The organism is Neptuniibacter halophilus (genome assembly GCF_030295765.1).
GTDB lineage: Bacteria > Pseudomonadota > Gammaproteobacteria > Pseudomonadales > Balneatricaceae > Neptuniibacter > Neptuniibacter halophilus.
Map to the genome: position 1 here is coordinate 671,103 of NZ_AP027292.1, position 22,604 is coordinate 693,706.

The 22,604-nt window shown below is 53.9% G+C and carries 23 protein-coding genes and 1 tRNA gene; 8 read left to right on the top strand and 16 right to left on the bottom strand.

Going from position 1 to position 22,604, the window contains the following annotated elements; all coding sequences use genetic code 11:
• Positions 1–18: 18 nt before the first annotated feature.
• From QUD59_RS03090 to QUD59_RS03120, 7 genes are read right to left on the bottom strand one after another with little or no spacing between them, the layout of a single operon-like run.
• Positions 19–762 carry an SDR family NAD(P)-dependent oxidoreductase gene (locus QUD59_RS03090; RefSeq protein ID WP_286239515.1) on the bottom strand — a complete coding sequence of 248 codons (744 nt, stop codon included), beginning with the start codon at positions 760–762 and terminating at the stop codon, positions 19–21.
• Positions 763–773: 11 nt separating this feature from the next.
• Complete coding sequence (locus tag QUD59_RS03095) at positions 774–1,253, bottom strand: aromatic-ring-hydroxylating dioxygenase subunit beta (protein WP_286239516.1); 480 nt, start codon at positions 1,251–1,253, stop codon at positions 774–776.
• A gap of 19 nt (positions 1,254–1,272) precedes the next feature.
• Positions 1,273–2,550, bottom strand: a complete 1,278-nt coding sequence (locus QUD59_RS03100) for an aromatic ring-hydroxylating oxygenase subunit alpha (RefSeq protein ID WP_286239517.1) — start codon at positions 2,548–2,550, stop codon at positions 1,273–1,275.
• Between the two features lie 24 nt (positions 2,551–2,574).
• Positions 2,575–3,096 (bottom strand): nuclear transport factor 2 family protein, encoded by a 522-nt coding sequence (locus QUD59_RS03105; protein WP_286239519.1) that lies wholly within the window; start codon positions 3,094–3,096, stop codon positions 2,575–2,577.
• A gap of 10 nt (positions 3,097–3,106) precedes the next feature.
• Positions 3,107–3,466: an IacB protein gene (locus tag QUD59_RS03110; protein WP_286239520.1), complete on the bottom strand. Its 360-nt coding sequence runs from the start codon at positions 3,464–3,466 to the stop codon at positions 3,107–3,109.
• A 36-nt stretch (positions 3,467–3,502) separates the two neighbouring features.
• Positions 3,503–4,651 (bottom strand): acyl-CoA dehydrogenase family protein, encoded by a 1,149-nt coding sequence (locus QUD59_RS03115; protein WP_286239522.1) that lies wholly within the window; start codon positions 4,649–4,651, stop codon positions 3,503–3,505.
• Between the two features lie 32 nt (positions 4,652–4,683).
• Positions 4,684–5,817 (bottom strand): amidase, encoded by a 1,134-nt coding sequence (locus QUD59_RS03120; RefSeq protein WP_286239523.1) that lies wholly within the window; start codon positions 5,815–5,817, stop codon positions 4,684–4,686.
• Between the two features lie 337 nt (positions 5,818–6,154).
• Here QUD59_RS03120 and QUD59_RS03125 point away from each other — a divergent pair, with 337 nt between their 5' ends.
• From QUD59_RS03125 to QUD59_RS03140, 4 genes are all read left to right on the top strand, one after another.
• Complete coding sequence (locus tag QUD59_RS03125) at positions 6,155–6,634, top strand: MarR family winged helix-turn-helix transcriptional regulator (protein ID WP_286239524.1); 480 nt, start codon at positions 6,155–6,157, stop codon at positions 6,632–6,634.
• Between the two features lie 114 nt (positions 6,635–6,748).
• The gene (locus QUD59_RS03130) at positions 6,749–7,126 is read left to right on the top strand and encodes a group II truncated hemoglobin (RefSeq protein ID WP_286239526.1); all 378 of its coding nucleotides are present in this window, start codon (positions 6,749–6,751) and stop codon (positions 7,124–7,126) included.
• A gap of 250 nt (positions 7,127–7,376) precedes the next feature.
• Positions 7,377–8,276 carry a 30S ribosomal protein S6--L-glutamate ligase gene (rimK, locus tag QUD59_RS03135; RefSeq protein WP_286239527.1) on the top strand — a complete coding sequence of 300 codons (900 nt, stop codon included), beginning with the start codon at positions 7,377–7,379 and terminating at the stop codon, positions 8,274–8,276.
• Positions 8,277–8,282: 6 nt separating this feature from the next.
• Positions 8,283–9,329, top strand: coding sequence for a succinylglutamate desuccinylase/aspartoacylase family protein (locus QUD59_RS03140; RefSeq protein WP_286239529.1), 1,047 nt, complete (start codon positions 8,283–8,285; stop codon positions 9,327–9,329).
• Between the two features lie 92 nt (positions 9,330–9,421).
• On the opposite strand, the gene QUD59_RS03145 is transcribed toward QUD59_RS03140, so the two are convergent.
• From QUD59_RS03145 to QUD59_RS03155, 3 genes are all read right to left on the bottom strand, one after another.
• Positions 9,422–9,721 (bottom strand): hypothetical protein, encoded by a 300-nt coding sequence (locus tag QUD59_RS03145; RefSeq protein ID WP_286239530.1) that lies wholly within the window; start codon positions 9,719–9,721, stop codon positions 9,422–9,424.
• Between the two features lie 210 nt (positions 9,722–9,931).
• Positions 9,932–11,959 (bottom strand): vWA domain-containing protein, encoded by a 2,028-nt coding sequence (locus QUD59_RS03150; protein ID WP_286239532.1) that lies wholly within the window; start codon positions 11,957–11,959, stop codon positions 9,932–9,934.
• On the bottom strand, positions 11,956–12,483 hold the full coding sequence (locus QUD59_RS03155) for an RNA polymerase sigma factor (protein WP_286239533.1): 528 nt from the start codon (positions 12,481–12,483) through the stop codon (positions 11,956–11,958). Before QUD59_RS03155 ends, QUD59_RS03150 begins: the two co-directional genes overlap by 4 nt.
• Before the next feature lie 291 nt (positions 12,484–12,774).
• Between QUD59_RS03155 and QUD59_RS03160 the strand changes: the two genes are divergently transcribed.
• Positions 12,775–13,479 carry a DUF5610 domain-containing protein gene (locus QUD59_RS03160; RefSeq protein WP_286239534.1) on the top strand — a complete coding sequence of 235 codons (705 nt, stop codon included), beginning with the start codon at positions 12,775–12,777 and terminating at the stop codon, positions 13,477–13,479.
• Positions 13,480–13,525: 46 nt separating this feature from the next.
• Here the strand turns inward: QUD59_RS03160 and QUD59_RS03165 are convergent, their stop codons facing one another.
• Entirely contained in the window at positions 13,526–14,464 is a 939-nt protein-coding gene (locus QUD59_RS03165) for a LysR family transcriptional regulator (protein ID WP_286239536.1), read from the bottom strand.
• A gap of 141 nt (positions 14,465–14,605) precedes the next feature.
• On the opposite strand from QUD59_RS03165, the gene QUD59_RS03170 reads away from it, so the two are divergent.
• From QUD59_RS03170 to QUD59_RS03180, 3 genes are all read left to right on the top strand, one after another.
• Positions 14,606–16,021 carry an acetyl-CoA carboxylase biotin carboxylase subunit gene (locus QUD59_RS03170; protein WP_286239538.1) on the top strand — a complete coding sequence of 472 codons (1,416 nt, stop codon included), beginning with the start codon at positions 14,606–14,608 and terminating at the stop codon, positions 16,019–16,021.
• A gap of 51 nt (positions 16,022–16,072) precedes the next feature.
• Complete coding sequence (oadA, locus tag QUD59_RS03175) at positions 16,073–17,875, top strand: sodium-extruding oxaloacetate decarboxylase subunit alpha (RefSeq protein ID WP_286239540.1); 1,803 nt, start codon at positions 16,073–16,075, stop codon at positions 17,873–17,875.
• 91 nt (positions 17,876–17,966) lie between these two features.
• Positions 17,967–18,623 (top strand): carbonic anhydrase, encoded by a 657-nt coding sequence (locus tag QUD59_RS03180; RefSeq protein ID WP_286239541.1) that lies wholly within the window; start codon positions 17,967–17,969, stop codon positions 18,621–18,623.
• Between the two features lie 72 nt (positions 18,624–18,695).
• Here QUD59_RS03180 and QUD59_RS03185 read toward each other — a convergent pair whose 3' ends face one another.
• From QUD59_RS03185 to QUD59_RS03205, 5 genes are all read right to left on the bottom strand, one after another.
• Complete coding sequence (locus QUD59_RS03185) at positions 18,696–19,337, bottom strand: DUF47 domain-containing protein (RefSeq protein WP_286239542.1); 642 nt, start codon at positions 19,335–19,337, stop codon at positions 18,696–18,698.
• Positions 19,338–19,353: 16 nt separating this feature from the next.
• Positions 19,354–20,391, bottom strand: coding sequence for an inorganic phosphate transporter (locus QUD59_RS03190; RefSeq protein ID WP_286239543.1), 1,038 nt, complete (start codon positions 20,389–20,391; stop codon positions 19,354–19,356).
• A gap of 764 nt (positions 20,392–21,155) precedes the next feature.
• A tRNA-Met gene (locus tag QUD59_RS03195) sits at positions 21,156–21,232 on the bottom strand.
• Between the two features lie 158 nt (positions 21,233–21,390).
• On the bottom strand, positions 21,391–21,807 hold the full coding sequence (locus QUD59_RS03200) for a PilZ domain-containing protein (RefSeq protein ID WP_286239544.1): 417 nt from the start codon (positions 21,805–21,807) through the stop codon (positions 21,391–21,393).
• Complete coding sequence (locus QUD59_RS03205) at positions 21,807–22,604, bottom strand: OmpA/MotB family protein (RefSeq protein ID WP_286239545.1); 798 nt, start codon at positions 22,602–22,604, stop codon at positions 21,807–21,809. Before QUD59_RS03205 ends, QUD59_RS03200 begins: the two co-directional genes overlap by 1 nt.

Here is a 22,604-nt window from a genome sequence, read left to right on the forward strand (position 1 = left end):
CCCCCTTTCGCTGATCCCTCAGCGCATGAAAATACCGCCGTTAATATCCCAGGCAGCGCCAGTGACGAAAGACGCCTCCCGACTGGCCAGTTTGGTCACCACATCCGCCACAAAGTCGGCACTGCCCAGCTCTTTCACCGGAATCATCTCGTTGATAATGGTTTCCAGTTTGTCGGCCGGAACCAGCTCACGAACCGAAGGCAGATCCATCGGCCCGGGTGCCACGGCGTTCACCGTTATCCCATCGGCCGCCAGATTGCGGGCAAAGATCTTGGTCATGGTGAGGATCGCGCCTTTACTGGAGCCATAGTGAGCGCCGGATGCGGCGCCCCCATTCTGCCCCGCCAGCGAGGCCATATTGACGATGCGGCCATAGCCACGCCCGGCAAAGTACTGACCAAACACCTGACAACCAAAGAAGGTGCCACGCTGGTTAACGGCGGTAACCCGATCAAACTCTTCAGGTGTGATCTCCATCACCGGGGTGGTCAGGGTCATCGCGGCGTTGTTGATCAGCGCATCCACCTGACCGAAGTTCTCACAGGCCTGCTTCAGTGCGGTTTCGAAGTTCTCTTTCGCCAGCACATCCAGCGCCAGCGCCAGCATCCGCTCGCCGTTCGGCGCAATCTCCGCCGCAGAACGGGCCACCGCATCCTGATTGGCATCGGTCATAACAACCGCAAACCCGGCTTTATACAGATTTTCGGCAATCGCTTTGCCCAGTCCCTGAGCCGCGCCGGTTACTAATGCAACTTGAGTCATCCGATCGCTCCTTACAGGATGTAGCCGATACTGCTGAGGTAAGCATTGGCGTTTTGCAGACGGATCACCTTCTCCTCAATCTGAAAACCGTTATCGGTTTTCTTCAGGGTGTAGGTCAGGTCTGCCGGGTAGGTTTTCAGGTTGCCGTGACGACACTCGCTCAGGTACATGGAGCAACGCACTGTGACAAAAGCCGCGCCTTCATCCAGAATGCGGAAGCGCCCCATCTGGCGCACGGTTTTATCGGTGGTCTGGGTCGACACCGCTTCACCGCTGTTGAGTCGCGCTACACGCAGTTCGCGCATCTCTTTTTTGTCGTAGGCATAATTCAGGCTGTTGGCGAAGTCGCTCTCTTGCGGATCGATGGGAACGATGTAGGTACCGGTTTCAGTCCACAGATCCAGCCAGCCCTGATAATCTTCAAAATCGAGCATATCGGCTTCGCTGTCGATAAATGCCCGCACCTGATTCAGCATGTTCAGATCACTCATTGCTATTCTCCCCTGCCAATCAGGCTGTCATCATTTTCTTGTAATACTGATACGCTGAACGCATACCGGTTTCCGAACAGACCGCACCGGAGACGTTGCCATCCGGGCTTTCCTTCAGGTTGCCCATGCCCCGGTTAACCAGAATCCACTCATCCTTACCTGCTTTTGAACCTTTCTGTACCCGCTCCCAGGCTTCCGCATCATCCGGCGTACCAAAGCCCATCGGCCCCTGAAAATGTTCGTGCAGACGCAGACGCATCTGGTTGAACGCCGCCGGCGCGCCTTCGCCACCAATCGCCACGTGGTGAATTTCGGTTTCTTCTACACTGACCGGCGCCAGCACCCGGAAGAACGCCATGGAGCAGGCGACATTCGGGAACAGGTTCAGGTTGAAACCGGAACCGCCCACCGCACGTACCATGCGACGTACTTCCAGATCAGAGTGTCCCTCTGCGGCCAGTTCTTCAGCCAGCGCCTGAAAACGCTCAGGAATCGGTGCATCCAGATCTTTTTCCAGATCCACCAGCTCAGGGATCATCACCATCACGCTGTGGCCGTTACCCAGATCTTCAACGTGGCCTTCGCCATCCAGAAAATCGAAGATCTCCGCAGTCTGATCATCCACCGAGGAAACAAACGATTTGTGCACAATCGGGAAATGGTAAGCATCGGTAGTGTTTTCCAACTGGATTTTCCAGTTACCCGGGAAACGGAAACGGTGATCGCCCAGCACTTTCAGCGGATAACCGCCGCCCTGCTTAACAAACAGGTCGATCCACTTTTTCGCGCCGCCGAGGAAATCTTCCAGTGGCTCAATATCTTCTTTGAAGGTCGCGAAGATCAGCCCCTGATAGGTTTCAAAACGCAGGCTGATCAGCGGGTAGTCCTCTTTGTTGATCACGCCTTCGTACTCTTCCGGCTTCGGAATCGCACGCAGCGCACCATCGAGGGAGTAACCCCAGCCGTGGTAAGGACACATAAAACTTTTGGTTTTACCGCGCTTGCCTTCGCACACGGTCGCCGCACGATGACGACAGCGGTTCAGCAGCACGTGGATATTCTTTTTCCGGTCGCGGCTGACAATCACAGAGTGACGTCCGATCATCGCGGTTTTGTAAGAGCCCACATCCGGGATCTCACTTTCGTGGCCTACCCAGACCCAGGTGTTGTTGAAAACTTTATCCAGTTCTTCTTCGAAGATTTCCGGATTGGAGTAGATTGAGGTGTGAACCTTATCTTCCATAATCAGGCTGTCGTAATCCGCAGCCACGTTTTTAATGTTGATTAAATCGGTCATCTGACTTTCCACTTATTATTCTGCTCACTCCGGTACCGGCAGAGCGGCTGCCTGATCCCAGGGAGTCTGTACAGGTCGGTTAAACAAACTTTCAGTGCGAAAATGGCTGATCTGCCATTCGCCCTCTGCGCAGATAAAATCCACTTCGAGCCGGGCACTGCTCAACTGCGAGCGGCCGTCACTGAAGGTTGCAGTCTGTAAAAGCACCCAGTGGCCGGTAGCCTGTTCCTCCTTCACCCGGATCAACTCACTGGTGAGGAAATGAACATTTACGGCGAAGTGCGCCGGTGGCTGGGTGTACTTGTGAAACATCTCGGCGATGGCGCTGCGCCCCTGCATTCGACCGAAAGTCTTGCTGTAGCGACTACCGATCCCTTCCCAGATCGCATCCTCACTGAACAGCGCCAGCAGCGGCTCCAGATCAAAGCCCACTGTCAACTGGTCGCAGAGCGTCATATAGCAATTCATGCAGGCTTTAACCGCATGTTCGTCTTCAAATCGCTTAAGGCGCTTAGCCAGTGAAGCAACGGTTTCGCGTGCTGCCATCGTTCTGTCCTCAGCCCGGTACGACCAGTTCACGGCCGATACGGGCCTCAACTTTGCAGTACTTCCAGAGTTTGTAGGTACCGTCACCTACCGGCGTGCTGCGAAACAGGTTGCAACCCTCAATCACGGTTTCCAGATCGGGTACATCGGCCATGATGTAAGCGGTCCATGGGGATGAGGTGGAGGGGCCGACCTGAATCCGGTCGTCATCCATAATGCCCAGTACGTTGACACCCGGCAGTTCAGCAATCCCCTGCATCATGGCGCTGAACGCCTGCCATACATCACCCATTTCGCTCTGTGGCGCGTCCATAAAGTTCTGGTTAACACCAATACAGAACAGCACTCGATGCGTTGTTGTCTCACTCATTGTTTTTCTCCTGAGAATGGTTGCCTGATCGCTGAATCAGAGATATCCGGGGAGCGGCTTATGTCCGAAGAACATCGCTCCTGCGTTTTTAAATGTGATGGCGCCCATAAAGGCGTGCTGCGTGCACATCATCGAATCACGCATAATTCGGGAAAGCGGGTGGCTGTTATAAGCGCCGGTCATTCCTGCGACCTGATAAGTGGTGCGGATCGCTTCGGCACATTCATGGGTCAGGTTCGATGCCGCCAGGCGAATCATGCTGATCTGATGATCGGATGGCTCGCCGCCCGCCTGAATGGCATCCCAGGCATCCCCGGTCACTTCGTAGAAGAAGGCACGGGAGGAGCGCACTTTGGCTTCCGCCTTGGCGACTTCAATCTGCACGTGTTCGCGCTCGCCCAGATTGGGCGCACCGGTCACAGAAACCCGTCCGGCTGCCATATCCTGCACAACGTCCAGCGCTTCCCGGGCCAGACCCAGCGTGGTCACCGCCAGTACCTGTGCGGCAAACGCCAACGACGGGTAACGGAAGAAAGGCTCATCCAGATTCGGTTTTCCGCCCCGGGTGAAGGTCCACTCTTCGGGCACAAACACATCTTTAACCACCAGATCGTGGCTGCCGGTACCGACCATGCCGACTACATCCCAGGCAAACTCCACATCCACCTGCTCGCGCGGCATCACCGCCATCCGGGGCAGGGACTCACCGTCGTCAGGCATAATGCCGACACCACACAGCGAAGCCCCCATGCAGCCACTGCCAAACTGCCAGCGACCATTGACCACAAAACCGTTATCCATACGTCTGGCCGGCTGTGGTGGGAAAATACCTCCGGCGAACACCACATCGGGTGTGTCTTTCCAGACCTTCTCGATCGTCTCCATCGGCAGCGATGCCAGATAAGCCGGGTTCATACCAAAACTGGCGACCCAACCGGCAGAACCATCAGCAGCCGAGATCGCTTCAACCATCTGCAGAAACTCTGCCGGTGACTTCTCATCCCCCCCGAAGCGCTTCGGCACCAGTGCACGATAAACACCAATCTGCTTAAACTTTTCGATCACGTCCTGAGAGATATACATCTGCGCTTCAAATTCATCGCGGCGCTCACGTATCTCTGCCAGTAAGGCATCAAATACGGCCTCACCACCCCAGGACTCTTTGTTTATTACACTGGAAGCCATATCGACTCACCCCATCCGTTCTTATTGGTTTGTTAAACAAATGTGCTCATTTTCTTCGCCAGAGCGCAGAGCAGTTCATCAGCCCCTTTGCGGCCAACCAACTGCAACCCGACCGGTAAACCCGATGCGCTCTGCAGAGGAATTGAAATCGCCGGATGCCCGCTCAGATTGAATGGCCGCAGCAGAAAAGAGAGACGCAGATCCATCTCCCCTGCCTCGGCCTGTTGCAGGGTCATCGGGAACACCGGCAGACTCGGCATCAACAGGCAGTCGACCTCCGCCAGTAACTGATCAATGGCGTCGCTGAAACGCTGCCCCTGCTGATGGGCTTCAGCCACCGCAGCATCGGAGGTCTCCGCCGCTTTCTGTAAGCGCTCAGCCACATCGGCCCCGACCCGACCGGAAGCGAGCAGATCACCGCAGGCATTCCACGTCTCGCGGTTGATCAAGACCATGCCCGCACTGTAGGCCGACTCCATATCCGGCAGTTGCACAGAGACCTGTTGCGCAGGCAGACGCCCGGTCAATTCACTGATCGTTGCCCGGATCTCGGCAATCGCCTCGACATCAGCAACGCCCAGCACACAATCTTCCAACTCAATATCCGGCAGCGCGTTAAACGAGGGATCAATAATCTTCATTCCCTGCTCCAGCATGGTTGCGCTGTCCGCCAGTACGCCAACGCAATCCAGCGAGGATTCAGCAGGCATCACGCCCTCACGGCTGACACGTCCGTAGGTAGGTTTGATACCGTAGACACCACAACAGGCTGCAGGCAGGCGAACCGAACCACCGGTATCCGTGCCAATAGCAAAATCTGCCAGCCCTGCGGCCACTGCGACCGCCGAACCACTGGAAGAGCCACCGGGAATTAACTGAGGGTATTTATGATTCAGCGGGGTACCTGCCCATGGGTTGATACCGCTCATGCCGAACGCCAGTTCATGGGTGTTGGTTTTACCGACCAGCCGGCAGCCCTGCTGCAAAACCCGGTCGACTACCGCAGCATTGCAACGGGCAGGCTCTCTGTCGGCCAGTGCCGCACAGCCTGCAACGGTCGGAAAACCAGCAATATCGATCGTATCTTTGACCGCTACCGTCAGTTTGTTGCGGTTCTCACCACTCACTGCTCCGGCCCTTAAGAAACGATGAAAAAATACACTCACAGGCATCACCCTCTGCTGGTTTGATCCGACCTTACATCCCCAAACAGGCGGCAGGTCATTCATTGCTCCCTATCAATATATTGATCGATTAGTTGAAATGTCAACTAATTTTAGTTGAACTTTCAACCATTTATGCAGTGCAAAAAACAGGCAAAACCAAACAAAATTAATATTTATCAATCAGTTAAAAATAAAAATATTTTTTAAAATTTGCAGAAACAAAACACAAAAAATCAAACTTACCCATGACTAAATCGTTCGCATAAGCGCAGTGAGTAGCGTAAAATCTGATCCTGTCAGCACCCTGATCCGGTGCCAGTAACTGAATGAGCACAGCATGACATCGAGAGATAAAAAGCTTGAGAAATACCTGCCCTCAAGCGCCTCCTTCCAGATTGATGAGTTCCCCTTCTACTGGGTCGCTAAACTCAATGCCCTCTACAGCCGGGAGATGGAGAAAACCCTGAAACCGCTGAATATGGATATCTCTCGCTGGCGTGTAGCCATGCTGCTGCGGGTTCATGGTGATCTGAGTATCAAAGATATAACCGAGCATGCCCTTGCCAAACTGCCGACCATCACCAAAATCGTTTACAAAATGCGGGATGAAGGCCTGGTTGATGTGCAACCCTCCGAGCTCGATGGGCGGGTCAGCATCGTATCGCTGACCGAACAGGGCCGGGACAAAGTGGAACAGGTGCGCCAGCAAACCCACCACCTGTTTACCGAAGCCTTCTCCGGCATGACAGAAACCCAGATCAACCGCAGTACCGCCTTACTGAAAAAATACTTCGAAAACCTTTCCGAAGTGGAGTAAGGCCATCCCCTGAGGGTTTAAGTATTCCTGACGCACGTCTCAATGACAAAATTTAGTTGAACTTTCAACTAAATTGTTATTCCCTATACCGGGACAACAAAACGAGGCGATCTGATGCAAACCCCTTATGAACTGATCGGCGGTGCTGCCGGCGTCAAAGCGCTGGCGGAAGAATTTTACCGGGTAATGGACAGCCAGCACGCAGCCCGGGGCATCCGGGCCATGCACGGCAAAGACCTGTCGGCGGTGTCTGATAAGCTCTACCAGTTTCTCTCGGGCTGGTTTGGCGGACCTCAGCTTTACCTGAAACAGCACGGTACTATCTGCCTGAGTTCACCCCACGCAAAATACGCCATCGGCAGCGCTGAACGGGATGCATGGCTACAGTGTATGGACCTTGCGCTGGATAATCTGAACAGTTCACCGGAACTGAAAAGTATGCTTAAAGACCCCCTGTTTGATCTGGCAGATATGATGACCAACCGGGATTAACCGGCAGCAGCGAAATGACTTCCAGTACAGCTAATCGCCAGGCTAATCATCACTGCGTTATGCAGCCGGATAGCGCGTTACCAACACCTGAAAACAACCAATTAACAGCTCCGCTTCAACACGGCTCCTCTCCGCTGATAAATTTATCCCCTGTGCCATACTTTTTTCTGGACGCAGAGCCGGAACTGTAGTCTTGTAGCAATCCGGCTGAGTCCGGCCTTTTACTCCTTTTCTGAGAATTAATTATCTGATGAAGATCGCCATACTGTCCCGCAACCCGAAACTCTACTCCACCCGACGTCTGGTCGAGGCGGGGGAAGCGATGGGGCATGAAATTGATGTAATCGATACCCTGCACTGCTACATGGATATCACCCGCAGCCGGCCGGTGGTGCGCTATAACGGTGAGCAGCTCCCCCACTACGATGCGATCATTCCCCGTATCGGCGCTTCAGTGACGTTTTACGGTACGGCGATCGTCCGTCAGTTTGAGGTGATGGGAACCTTTTGTGTCAACCGATCCGATGCGATCAGCCGTTCCCGCGATAAACTGCGTTCGTTGCAGATTCTGGCGGGTCAGGATGTCGGTCTGCCACGCACAGGATTTGCCAATAAGCCAGACAATATCAAAGACCTGATCAAGAATGTCGGCGGCGCACCGGTTGTCATCAAACTGCTTGAAGGCACCCAGGGGATTGGTGTGGTTCTGGCCGAAACCAGTAAAGCGGCTGAGAGTATCATCGAAGCCTTTATGGGCCTTAAAGCAAACATTCTGGTTCAGGAATACATTAAGGAAGCCGGCGGCGCCGATATCCGTTGCTTTGTGGTGGGCGATCAGGTGGTCGCAGCAATGAAACGTCAGGCGGCCGAGGGCGAGTTCCGCTCCAACCTGCACCGTGGTGGAACCGCCACGCTGGTTGAGCTGAGCGAAGAGGAACAGGCCACGGCGATCAATGCAGCTAAAGCTCTGGGCCTGAATGTCTGCGGTGTGGATATACTCCAGTCGGCTAATGGCCCGGTAGTGATGGAGGTGAATTCATCTCCGGGTCTTGAAGGCATAGAGATGGCTACAGGCAAGAATGTTGCTGGTATGATTTACGAATTTATCGAGCAGAATGCTCAGCCCAATTCGAATAATAAAAAAGGTTAACGCCCCATGGATATGCTTGAAATCGGAGGTCACAGCGTCCCGCCCGGGAAAACCCTACAGATTGAACTGCCGGTGGTGAAACTCTATACCGATACGGATATCTGTATGCCTGTGCATGTTATCCGAGGCCGTAAACCCGGCCCCACCGTGTTCGTCTCTGCGGCGGTACACGGTGATGAGCTGAACGGGATCGAGATCGTTCGCCGTCTGATCAATCAGAAGAGCCTGCGCCTTACCGCAGGCACATTGATTCTGGTACCCATGGTTAATGTCTACGGGGTACTTAACCAGAGCCGGTACATGCCGGACCGGCGTGATCTGAACCGCTGTTTCCCCGGCTCACCGAAAGGCTCGCTGGCCGGAATCGTGGCGGATAAGTTTGTCTCCGAGATTATCCAGCACTGCCAGTACGGTATCGATCTGCACACCGGCGCGATCCATCGTTCCAATCTGCCGCAGATCCGCGCCAATCTGAAAGATCAGGAGACACTGGAGCTGGCACAGGCGTTTGGCGTGCCGGTACTGCTGAATGCCAGTATCCGCGATGGCTCCCTGCGCGAAGCGGCGGTTGAAACCGGTGCCCGGGTACTGCTCTATGAAGCAGGTCAGGCCCTGCGCTTTGATGAGCTGTCGATCCGCGCCGGTATTCGCGGCATCAACAATGTGCTGAAACATCTGGGTATGATCTCAAGGAACACCCGTAAAGAGAGTAAGCGCCCGCCGGTGGTGCCGTTTATCGCCAACACCAGTCGCTGGACCCGCGCCAGCGCCAGCGGAATTGTGCATAACCTGAAAAACCTAGGCGATCAGGTCAACCGCGGCGACCCGCTGGCAACTATTGGCAGTCCATTCGGCAAGGTGCTGGAAACGGTTTATGCCAGCCGTGCCGGGATTATTATAGGTAAGCAGAATATCCCTCTGGTGCAGGAGGGTGATGCGATGTTTCACATCGCCTACTTCACCGAAGAGGAGCAGGAAGTGGTGGACAACATTGAGACGATGCAGGATATCCTGATGCCGGAGAAAAACGGCAACACAGGCCCCGATCTCTGATCCAGTCAGCGATCGGGTTTGCACCGGGTTTTCGGATAACAGGTTTAGATACGTTGGGTGACCCGAAACCCTTTGCAGCCTGATCGCTCCGCTCAGGATCGGTTCAACAATTCATTGATCGTTAACTGGTCCGGGTCTACAACGCCCTGACGATACGCAAACTCATTGATGATCGCCGCGTCTACCCGTTCCCGGCTTTCGATCCCCAGCTCTTCGCTCTTGCCGTAACAGTTCACCCGGGCCTGACAGCTTCCGGCTGCTACGATCTGCCATTTCGCGCCGCCTTTAGTCAGTACCGATGCGATGGTCCTGTGGGTAAAGTTGTCCGGGAAAAGAAATGGGATTTCGATTAACTGTCCGGCTTTCTGTACGGAGAAAATTAAGTATTTCATATTCCAGCCTCAGCGCTCTGTTCTGGAGAGATGAGTACTGCGAGGATCTGCCCGAACCCTATGGCCACAATCCAGAATCAACATCCCTTTTAATTAAATAGAATGGTTTGTCCGGGGCTGACATACAGCCAAACCCCGGAGCCCTTCATACTACAATATATTATAGCCAGCCTGTACCTCTATCCTGAGACCTCCCTGTGCGGACTGCCATCACATGGCGTCCGCCAGTTTTGCTTTACGAATCAACTGCACCAGTTCACTGCGATAGCCGTAAGGGTCATGTCCACGATTAGCAAGCGCCAGTTGCAGCGCATCATCATAGCTCCAGCTACCTGTGTATTTACCGCCTTTCAGCAGTTGACCAAACCCTGCTACGGCCGTAGCAAAGCTGGCTTCCTGAGCTGCCTCGGCACTGACCCGGCTCTGGATCGGAACCGCCTGCCCCAGCTCCAGTGAATGGTCTTGCTGAGGCAGTTTATAGCGCATTTTCAGGTAACCATACTCGCTGCTGAAGTTTGTCTCCGGCGCCGTATCGCTATAGCGAGAAGTTGGGTAGACCCCGCTACCGGCATCGACCGGCGTAATTTCATAGATCGCGGTCACCCGATGGCCTGCCCCTATATCACCTGCATCCACCGCATCATTTTTAAAATCTTCGGTGGCCAGCATCCGGCTCTCGTAACCCAGCAGACGGTATTCAGCGACAGTAGCCGGGTTGAATTCCAACTGAATTTTCACATCCTTAGCGATCGGAAACAGGTTCGACGTCGCCTCTTCCACCAGCACCTTCTGCGCCTCACTCAGGCTGTCGATATAAGCCGCTACCCCATTGCCGTTCTGCGCCAGATCCTGCATCAGGGCATCGTTGTAGTTGCCCTGTCCAAAACCGAGTACGGAAAGGAACACACCAGACTGACGTTTACGCTCGACATAGCCTTTCAGCGCTTCGCGGTTACTGATGCCGACATTAAAATCCCCATCGGTGGCGAGAATAATCCGGTTCACCCCTCCCTCAATAAAGTTCTGCTCCGCCAGTTGGTAAGCTAACTGTATGCCTGCCGCACCGGCGGTAGAGCCTCCGGCGCGAAGCTGATTCAGTGCCGCAAAAATTTTATCTTTCTCCTGCACCGGTGTAGGTTCCAGCACGGTACCGGCTGCCCCGGCGTAGACCACAATGGAAACCTTATCCTGCGGTTGCAGTTGACTCAGCAGCAGGTCCATAGACTGCTTCACCAGCGGCAGTTTGTCCGGCTGATTCATGGAACCGGAAACATCCAGCAGAAACACCAGGTTGGTAGCGGGTTTTTCGCCCTGCAACTGATAGCCCTGAATACCGATATGCACCAGTTTATTACCCCGCTTCCAGGGAGAATCGAGCACGGTCACCTGAGTACTGAATGGCTGCGAGGAATCCTGCGGATAAGGGTAGGCGTAGGGGAAATAATTAATCATCTCTTCCACCCGGACCGCTGCTTTTTGTGGCAGAACACCCTGATTCAACTGACGACGAATAAAGCTGTATGAACTGGTATCAACATCAATACTGAACGTAGAGACCGGTTCATCCTGCACCCGTTTCACCGGATTTTCCGCCGCAGTACTGAAACGATCACGGCCTTCATCCGGACGCGATGGCAGCGCCCGCTCCTTAGCTTGCAAACCCGCTTGCGGCATGGGCGCAGCAGGCATAGATGGGGCGACAGCAATCATTCGCTGAACCTCGGCCTGATGCATGGCTTCGGATTCCGGCATCTGCTTCTTCATCATCCGATCCGCTTCAACCCGTTCATCCTGAAGACGGGCGCCAGTGTCGGCAATTGAATCGGCCTTCAGCGCTTTCTCTTCCTGTCGTGCCTGAGGTTTTGCCACGAGCTGTTCAGTGACCGTGGCCTGGGGTACCTCAGCTACAGGCTCTGAGGAGTTCTGCAACGGATCAACCGGGTGTCGCTCCAGCCCCAGATAAAGCGCCATCACCATGACGGCGGCGGTTCCCAGACCTGCATAAAACCAGCGCGGTAGTGTATTAATGGTCAGGCTACTGTTCATGGTTCTGCTCCTCTCTTTATCAGATTCAGGAGTAAGACGAACCACGCGGGCATTTCCTTGGTCAGCTTCAGATGTTTTTTCACTCTGTGCCTGATCAAACTCAGCCAGTGCGGCTTCAAGCGCTCGGTTTTTAGCTTCCATCCGGGGTTGCTCATCCATCTGCCGGAACAGATTTTTCAGATCATCACTCATGATTCACTCCCCAATGGCAATTCCTGTTTCAGGCGTTTGCGGATCTCATGCACCCGCCAGGACACGGTGGATTCTTTCACATTCAGGATCTGTGCGGTTTCAGCATGAGTCAGGCCCTCCCCCATCACCAGCACCACGGTCTCACGAAAACCGTCTCCCATTTTGGCTACCCGGCTCAGCACCTGACGCAGCATAATCGCTGAGTCGCCGGAATCTTCGCGACCCGGCTCCTGCCAACGGCTGTCCTCTTCCGGTCGGGAGAACTGTTTCTGCCAGTCATGGGCGCAGTTGATGACGATCCGATAGAGCCAGGAGGTGAATGCCGCTTCAAAACGGAACTGCCCCAGAGATCGGGCCAGCTTGATACAGGCCTGCTGGGTGATATCTTCAGCATCGGTGGCGTTACCGCAATATTTACAGGCAAACCGGAACATCAGCGCGTAGTGCTGATCCAGCAAGGCCCGGAAGGCGTCGCGGTCGCCCGCCTGCGCCTGTTGTATCTGTTGGGTTAATGTCAGATCCATCGTTTAGATCCAGTCGCTTTTTCAGTTAGACGACACTCAGCGGAAAATCCTTGGAAAAAATTCACACTAACAGAATCCGCACAGATTAAAGGCTAAATCGGCCCGTAGCAGACCGGATAAAAATATTTCTGTTTCAATCTGCAACAGGAGTGCTTTCAATACAAAGGGTTAATAACGGCAAGCCAAAGCCTCGCTGTTTACCTATACTACTAGTGAGTATTTTTTGTTCAAACCTGCGTTTCAACGGCCGATATAGAAACTCATTGACCCCACAAGAATCAGGACAAGATCATGGCTATTGGCGATTACAGTAATTTCGGTGGCTACGTTAATAACGAGATCAAACCGAACCACGATGGCAGCCGGCCGCTGGGTAAAGCAGTGTCTGAAGCAGCTCACGCTAAAAATGAAGCCCGTAAAGCAGGCCCGGTTGAAGAGGTCGGCGAGATTCCTGAAGCCCCCGCCGACGTGCAGCAGGATCAGGCAATTATTGAAGCCACTGTCGGTAGCGATGTCACCCTCAGTGCCAGCAATGAACCGGTTAAACTCACGGTGAGTGCTGTGATTGCCAATCTGAATGAGGTACTGGCTCCGGATCTGGGCCCCCAGGCCATCGAAGCCGCTTATGACGCGCAGCTTGATGTTTCCCCTGAAGCGACTGCCGATCGGATTGTCTCCCTGACCACCGCGATGTTTTCAGCCTACCAGACCGCCAATCCCGATCTGGAAGGCGCAGCTCTGGTAGATCAGTTTGTCGATGTGATTGCCGGCGGTATTGAACAGGGTTTTAGCGAAGCCCGGACCATTCTCGACGATATGGGCGTGCTCGAAGGTGACATTGCCAGCAATATCGACTCGACTTTCGATCTGGTGATGCAGGGGCTGGAAAAATTCCGTGAAGAGAACGGCGGAACGCTGACCAGCACTGACACTGGCAGCGACAACCCGGCTGATCCGGCAGCCGGAACAACGATTCTCAGTTCATCTGAAGCCTGATTGTAAAGCGATTCAGACAACGCCCGGCATACCGGGCGTTTTTCGTTCAGACCCGGAAAATCTCTTCAAACTGGCTGATATTCTGCTGAATATAATCCAGAAAAGCGCGCATCGCCGGCGTTGGCTGACGCCCTTTCGGGTGCACCACACTGAAGCTGCGCCGCAACGGAAAACCTTCAACGTTGGCAATCACCAGTTGGCCGAGTTTCAGCTCCGAGGTAATACTCAATTTCGGTAGCACCGCGACCCCAAGCCCGGCAATCACCGCGTGTTTTACCGCATCATTTGATCCGAGCTCCATACTGGCCCGCATCCTCAGGCGTTCATGCTGACAGTGTTGTTCCAGGGCAAGGCGCCCACCGGAACCTGATTCCCGCACCAGCAAACCACTGTCGAGGAACGTTTGCGGGGCCACGTTTTCCTCCGCCAGCAGCGGGTGATCTGCGGGTACAACCGGCACCAGCTCGTTATCCAGAAACGGCAAAGTTTCAAACGGTTTATCGGTAGGAACCATCCCCATAATCACCAGATCATCACTGTTATCTTCGAGCCGTTTAAGCGCGGTTGCCCGGTTTACCACTTTAACGCTGATACTGATCTGCGGATGGGTATCGAGGAAGGAACGCAACAGGTATGGCACCATATACTGCGCGGTATTCACGGCCACCAGCCGTAATTCACCGGCGATTTTACCCTCCAGTGCAGCCAGGTCAGACTGCAGGTTAAGTAACTCGGTAAAGATCACCCGGATACTTCTGACCAGACGCTCTGCCGCGGCGGTACTGAACAACCTCCGCCCGACATATTCAAACAAAGTCTGGCCAAGCGCCTGCTCAAGCTGACGAACCTGACTGCTCACGGCAGGCTGGGTTAATCCCAGCAGTTCACCAGCCTTGCTGTAACTCTTCAGCTCATACACAGCTTTGAATACCTGTAACTGCCTGAACGTCAGGCGGCTACTCAGCTTTTGAATACTCAGTGGCATCCCCACTCCCCTAAAAGAATCTCATCTATTAGCAATAGATTATAGATAAACCAAGAAATATCAATTTTAACTTATTTGAGTGCATTACTAGGATATTTAGCCACTCTGACGGCAGTTAGCCGGAAGGCTTAGGAGAGTTTCATGATCAAGAAAGTACTGATTGCCAACCGCGGTGAGATTGCGGTACGTATCGTGCGAGCCTGTGCCGAAATGGGTATACGCTCTGTGGCAATTTATACCGAACCGGACCGCTACGCCCTGCATGTGAAACGTGCGGATGAAGCCTACTCACTGGGCGAAGATGCACTGGCTGGCTATCTTGACCCGCTGCGTATCGTAAACCTTGCGCAGGAAACCGGATGTGATGCGATTCATCCCGGTTACGGTTTCCTCTCAGAGAATGCGGAATTTGCCCGCCTCTGCGAGAAACACGGCGTCACCTTTATCGGCCCTGAGTCTGATGTGATCAACAAAATGGGTGATAAAACTCAGGCCCGCGATTCTATGCGTGCGGCCGGTGTGCCGATCACCCCGGGCTCCGAAGGTAATCTGGCAGACATTGACGAAGCCCTGACACTGGCAGAAGAGATCGGTTACCCGATCATGATCAAAGCAACCTCCGGTGGCGGTGGCCGTGGTATTCGTCGTTGTGACTCGGCTCAGGAACTGAAACAGCAGTATCCACGCGTGATCTCCGAAGCCACCAAAGCGTTCGGTTCTGCCGAAGTTTTCATGGAAAAATGCATCGTTGATCCTTGCCACATTGAGGTTCAGATTCTTGCTGACAGCCACGGTAATACGGTTCATCTGTATGAGCGTGACTGCTCCATCCAGCGACGTAACCAGAAACTGATCGAGATTGCTCCAAGCCCGCAACTGACCCCTGAACAGCGTCAGTATATCGGTGGTCTGGCGGTTAAAGCGGCGGAAGCGGTCGGCTATGAAAACGCCGGTACGGTTGAGTTTCTGCTCTCCGGTAATGAAGTCTACTTTATGGAGATGAACACCCGTGTTCAGGTGGAACATACCATCACCGAACAGATTACCGGTGTGGATATTGTCCGCGAACAGTTGCGCATCGCATCCGGCCTTAAACTCAGCTACCGTCAGGACGACATCAGCTATCGAGGCTATGCCCTGCAGTTCCGCATCAACGCGGAAGATCCGAAAAATGACTTCCTGCCAAGCTTCGGCCGGATCTCCCATTACTACGCACCCGGTGGCCCGGGCGTGCGGGTTGATACGGCGATCTATACCGGCTACGAGATTCCTCCTTACTACGATTCTATGTGTCTGAAACTGGTGGTCTGGGCGCTTACCTGGGAAGAGGTGATCGCCCGTGGTCAGCGGGCGCTGAACGACATGCGCCTGCACGGTATCAAGACCACAGCAACCTACTACCAGCAGATTTTGCAACACCCGGATTTCCAGAAAGCGGATTTCAACACCAGCTTTGTACCGAATCACCCGGAACTGCTGAACTACTCCGAGAAGAGTCACCCCAGCGAAGTGGCTCTGGCCGTAGCCGCCGCCATTGCAGCCCACGCGGGTTGGTAATCAGAGAACTAATTTTGTGCCAGCCGCTGCGGCGGTTGCAGGAGAACTACCATGAGTAATACCAGGAAAATTGAAGTCACCGATGTAATTCTGCGGGACGCCCATCAGTCACTCATCGCGACCCGTATGCGCACTGAAGATATGCTGCCGATCTGTGACAAACTGGATCAGGTCGGATACTGGTCACTGGAAGTCTGGGGTGGTGCCACCTTTGACGCCTGTGTCCGTTTCCTCAAAGAGGACCCCTGGGAGCGCCTGCGCCAGTTACGTGCAGCCCTGCCCAACACCCGCCTGCAGATGCTGCTGCGTGGCCAGAACCTGCTCGGTTACCGGCACTACGCAGATGACGTGGTCGAAGCTTTTGTTGCCTCTGCGGCTGAAAACGGGATTGATGTTTTCCGCGTATTCGATGCCCTGAATGATGTACGTAATCTGGAAACCGCCATGAAAGCGGTAAAAAAAGCCGGTAAACACGCACAGGGAACGCTCTGTTACACCACCAGCCCGGTACATACACCTGAACTGTTTGTTGAGCAGGCGAAAACCATGCGCGATATGGGCGCCGACTCCATTGCGATCAAAGATATGGCTGGCCTGCTCACCCCATACGCCACCTACGATCTGGTTAAGGCGCTGAAATCCGAGCTGGATCTGCCGGTTGTGGTGCACAGCCACTCCACAGCCGGTCTGGCGCAGCTATGTCAGATGAAAGCCATTGAAGCCGGTGCCGACCACATAGATACAGCGATCTCCTCTTTTGCCAGCGGCACCAGCCACCCCGCCACTGAATCGCAGGTAGCTGCCCTGAAAGATACCCCCTATGACACCGGACTGGATCTGGAACTGCTCAGCGAGATCGCGGATTACTTCCGCGAAGTCAGGAAGAAATATCATCAGTTCGAGAGCGAGTTCACCCGCGAAGACGTTTCCGTGCAGATCAACCAGATCCCGGGTGGCATGATGTCCAATCTGGCCAACCAGCTTAAAGAACAGCACGCACTGGATAAGATCCGTGACGTATTCGCCGAGATTCCCCGGGTACGTAAAGATCTGGGTTATCCCCCGCTGGTAACACCGACCTCGCAGATCGTTGGTACTCAGGCGGTTTACAACGTACTCGCCGGTGAGCGTTACAAGACCATCACAAATGAGGTGAAACGCTACCTTCAGGGCGGTTACGGCGCAGCACCGGCTGAAGTGGATGAAGCACTGCAGAAAAAAGCAATCGGCAACAGCAGCGTTGAAGTGGGCCGTCCTGCAGACCTGTTGAAGCCGGAAATGGCCAGACTGAAAGAAGAGATTGGCGATCTGGCGACCTCTGCAGAAGATGTGCTGACCTACGCCATGTTTCCGGATATCTCCCGCGAATACCTTCAGCAGCGTGCCGATGGCACCCTGCAGCCGGAAGAACTGCTGCCGGCAGAGTCGGGTTCGCAGCGCCTGACCGAATCCGTAGCCTCTGAATTTAAGATCAATGTCCATGGCGAAGTGTACGATATCGCCGTGACCGGTGTCGGCGAACACGGAGCCGGTAAACGTAAGATCTACCTGTCGATGGATGGTATGCCGGAAGAGGTGATCTTTGAACCGATGAACGAGTTTGTGGCCGAAGGTGGCAGCAGCCGTAAGCACGCCAGCGAGCCGGGTCATGTGACCACCGCGATGCCGGGTAATATCTTCGAAGTTCTGGTGAAAGAAGGCGATCAGGTTGAGGCCGGACAGGCCGTTCTCGTGGCAGAAGCAATGAAGATGGAAATGGAAGTTCACGCCAGTGTAGCCGGCACGGTGAAGGCCGTTCACGTCAAAAAAGGCGACCGTGTTACACCGGGCGAAGTACTGATGGAGATCGAATAAATACTTGAACTGAGTAGACAGTCGGATAATACTTGACCTGTCTACTCAGTTAATACTTTCGTTTTATTTTTAGAAACTCAGGAAACAACACGTGGAAAAGATTGTTAAAGGCGTTATGCACTTTCGCCAGAACGTATACCCGGAACACAAAGACCTGTTTGGCACTCTGGCCACCGGTCAGAGCCCTGACGTTCTGTTTATTACCTGCTCCGATTCACGCATTGATCCTAACCTGCTGACCGGCACCAATCCGGGCGATCTGTTTATCTGCCGTAACGCAGGTAATGTTATCCCGCCCCACAGCAACCAGACCGGTGGTATGACCGCATCCATTGAATACGCGGTCGCGGTGCTGGGCGTGCGCCATATTATTGTCTGTGGTCATACCGATTGTGGTGCGATCAAGGGTGCACTGGATATGAGTTCGGTTGAAGGGCTGCCCCATGTTAAGGAGTGGCTGGGCCACTGCCGCTCAGCGATGGAGATCGTCCGGGAACGTCACAGCATCCCTTGCAGTCACGGGATTGATGCTGAACACCTGAACGAAGCGATCGAAGAGAACGTACTGCAGCAGGTACAGCACATGCGCACCCACCCGATCGTAGCGGCGAAACTGGCAACCGGCAAAGTTGAGATTCATGGCTGGGTCTATGACATCAAGAAAGGCGCCGTGCGCTGCTGCAGCCATAACGACAGCGAATTCCGTGATTTCGAAGAGCAATACGCTGAGATCATCAGCCGCCTGTAACCCCTTCTTGCGGCCCTCTGCTCAGCACACATCGCCACCCTCCGGGGTGGCTTTTTTTAATTAAAACAGCGCCTAAACCAGCTTCACCATAATATCGTGGAGCACATTCGCCGCCGCGTGCAAACGCCGGGAGCCGTCCATCAGATGGTGATAGATCTCCCGCTTACGCAGCATCTCCGCGGTGACCTCCCCCTGAAACAGATCCGCCAGACTGTGTCGGTAGAGCCGCTCAATCCGTCGATGCGCATGTCGCGCTGCATGCGCCTCCTGTTCGCTCTTCGCCGGATCTTTTGAGAGCCCGACAAACCCCCGTTCCAGCGCTTCGCTGCCCGCCAGCATCTCTTCGAGAATCAGGCACATATTTCGATCCGGCGCGACCTCCAGATCCACCATCTCATTGATGGTGCTTTTACAGTGGGTAATGATCCAGTCCAGCGAATCGATCGAACGGTAGATATCCTCCCGATCAATCGGTGTGGAGAAAGCCCGGTTAAGCTGATTCAGGTTACGAATTTTAAGGGTATCCGCCTCATGCTCATCCTCAGTCAGCACGTCGGTCAGCGATTCAACCGGATTGAGCATGTACTCATGCAGGTTGCGAATTGTCACCGTGACCATGGCACTCTGCTCCGCCAGCAGGGTAAAAAAATCCGGCGGAACCGGAATCAGCCGGTTCAGCAATTTCTGCAATAACGAGGGATTGGACTCAGGCATAGATCAGATCCTTAATTCAGACGACCCCGATCAGGGTCAGCACAGCAAAACAGAGCATCGCCAACAATGCAGAACCGGGAATAGTCAGCAACCAGGTCACGGCTATCTCCCGCGCTTTTGCCCAGCGCACCGCACGTGGACGCTCCGCTGCACCGATCCCCATAATCGACGACGACACAATATGCGTGGTCGACACCGGCGCCCCCAGCAAAGACGCCATAAACACCACACCACCGGAAGTAAGCTGCGAATTAACCGCATGCAACGGACGAATTTTATAGATCGCAAAAGCCAGCGTACGGACAATTTTCCAGCCGCCCATCACCGTTCCCAGCGTGATCGCAGAGGCACAGATCAGCATCACCCAGAGAGGAACCCTGAATTCAGGGATCGCCCCGCTGAGGAACAGACACAGGGTCAGAATCCCCATGCTTTTCTGGGCATCATTGGCACCGTGGGCAAAGGCCAGCCCGGCAGTAGAAAACCACTGCGCTCCACGTAGTTCACGGTTGATCTTCGGGCTGGCAGAACGGAGCAGAAACAGGCTGATACGCTGCATCATAAATCCGAACCAGAAGCCGGCAATGGGTGACAGGAACAACGCCAGAATCACCTTAGTCACCCCGGTGAGACGGCCCTCAGCCAGCTCACTAAAGCCCCAGACAACGTAGTCAGGTCCGACTGAAATTACCACCACGCCCGCTAACCCGCCCACCAGAGCATGGGATGAAGAGGAAGGCAGCCCCCGCCACCAGGTCAGAAAATTCCACGCGGTCGCGGCAAACAAACCACAGATCACAACCGTCAGGGACAATTCAGGGGGAAGCGGCTCGAGGGTGACAAATTTACCGATGGTATTCGCTACCGCCGTCCCTCCGAGAACAGGCCCTAAAAAGGTAAAGGTGCCCACCAGCAGCACCGACTGCAGTGGCGTCATCGCCCGGGAGGCGATCACCGACGCGACCATATTCGATGCATCATGGAATCCATTCGTGAAATCGAACAGCACCACCATTACCGTGGCCAGAATGATAAAAAACCAGAACAGCTCCATGCTGGGGCGTTTCCCTGAATGCAGGCTAGAGATTAAGCCAGTATATATTAGAAAAAGATCATCTGCGCTAACCCGGCCTACGGGTCATTACCAACCTCGATACCACGTAGGGTGCAATAGCACGAATCATCACCCAACTTCGAGACCACGTAGGGTGCAATAACACGAATCATCACCCAACCTCGATACCAAGTAGGGTGCAATAGCGAAGCGTATTGCACCAAAGGGAATGGCACAGATTACGACAATATACCGAAACAGAGCCGCCGGGTTACGCTGCGCTAACCCAGCCTACAACTCATCGCCAACTTCGATACCACGTAGGGTGCAATAGCAAAGCGTATTGCACCAAAGGGAATGGCACAGATTACGATGGGTTACAAAGGGGCTGGATTGATTGGTTACAGCTTATCGCTGTAACCACCCTGCGGGCTTCGCGCTAAAGCGCTCGATGGTGATTGCTACGCAATCGCTGAACCAAGGGTATTAAAGGAACGAAAACCAGAACTCGTTTACGAGGTTCTGAAAATAAAAAAGGCCATCCTCACCGGAAATGTATGACCTTTTTAAATGCATAGGGCTGGATTGATTGGTTACAGCTTATCGCTGTAACCACCCTGCGGGCTTCGCGCTGTCGCGCTCGATGGCGATTGCTGCGCAATCGCTGAACCAAGGGTATTAAAGGAACAAAAACCAGAACTCGTTTACGAGGTTCTGAAAATAAAAAAGGCCATCCTTTCGGATGACCTTTTTTATTTTGAATCTGGTAGCGGGGGCTGGATTTGAACCAACGACCTTCGGGTTATGAGCCCGACGAGCTACCAAGCTGCTCCACCCCGCATCAACATCTCTGCGCTGAAATAAACCCTTTTCGGGCTCATCCGAAGGTCGAGACTCCCTTCGGCTGTTTTGGGTTGGGAGCCCGTTAAGCTACCAAGCTGCTCCACCCCGTATCAACGTGGCGCGTATATTACAGGAGTTATTGATAAAAACAACCCTTTACTCCTGATTATTTTCAACAACGATATGATCCGCTTTATTTGACGCATTTAAACGTCGCTCATAACGGATTCTGGCTTTCTGTAAGGCCACAACCAGTTCTGCCAGTGCCATGTGGGCACGCTCGGAAAGGCCGTTAAATTCAGCCCCACAACGGCCATTAGCGCAGAACGAAACATGCAGGCGGGGTTTGAGGCGGTATTTTTTGCTCACCTCAAAATAGATCTCAACGCCTTGCAGATCGCCACTGAGCTGCTGATCGGTTTCGAAGGCGACGCCTGTTGCAGAGATATCCAGCAGTTTCACCGGATGATCATTCAGGGTCATTCTGACGTTAACTTCGCCATCAACCTCCACCCGAAAGGCCTGACGGCGGTTTTCATTTTCAGTCAGTTTAAGTTCGAGAGGTATCTTCATTATTCTGCCGTCTCCCGTTCCAGCACAAATTCCAGACGTCGGTTTTTCGCCCGACCCACAACAGTGTCGTTGGATTCAAGTGGCTTCGACTCGCCATATCCGGTTGCAGACATCCGGTCGATCTCCACACCGCCCCGCGCCATATAACGCAGTACATTGGTCGCCCGAATCGCAGACAGATCCCAGTTGGACGGGAACCGGGGGGTCTCGATCGGGATATTGTCAGTGTGGCCGTTAATTCTCAGTTTCAGATCCGGGTTCTTGCGCAACATCAGCACCATGGTATCGATCATGGTCATCATTTCAGGGTTAAATTCAGCCGACCCGGACGGGAACAACACATCCCCTTTTACATTGATGACCAGCTTGCCATCTTTAGGTGTACCTATCTCCACCGCATCGGTCGCGACGGCCACCTGGAACTGCTGATTAATATCATCCGTGAGACGCGTCCACTCAGAATCAATGGCCACATTCTGCGACTCCGCCTCATTCTCATTCGGTTTTTCCGCCTGCTCTTCAGCAATCTCGGTGGCGGGAAGTACCTCTTCAATCTCTTCCGGGTTTTCTGTTTTTACCGGCGCTTCATGGGGCAGTTCGATAATACTGTTAGCACCCTCCACGCCGGTAAGCGCCTGATTCAGCGAGCGGATCGCTTTTTCGAATCGTTCAGTCTCAACGCTGGAAAGGGAAAACAACAGAACAAAAAACACCAGCAGCAGCGTCATCAGATCGGCAAAGGTATAGACCCAACCTGCTGATTCCTCTTCTTCCAGAAGTTTATTTTTGCTCGACAT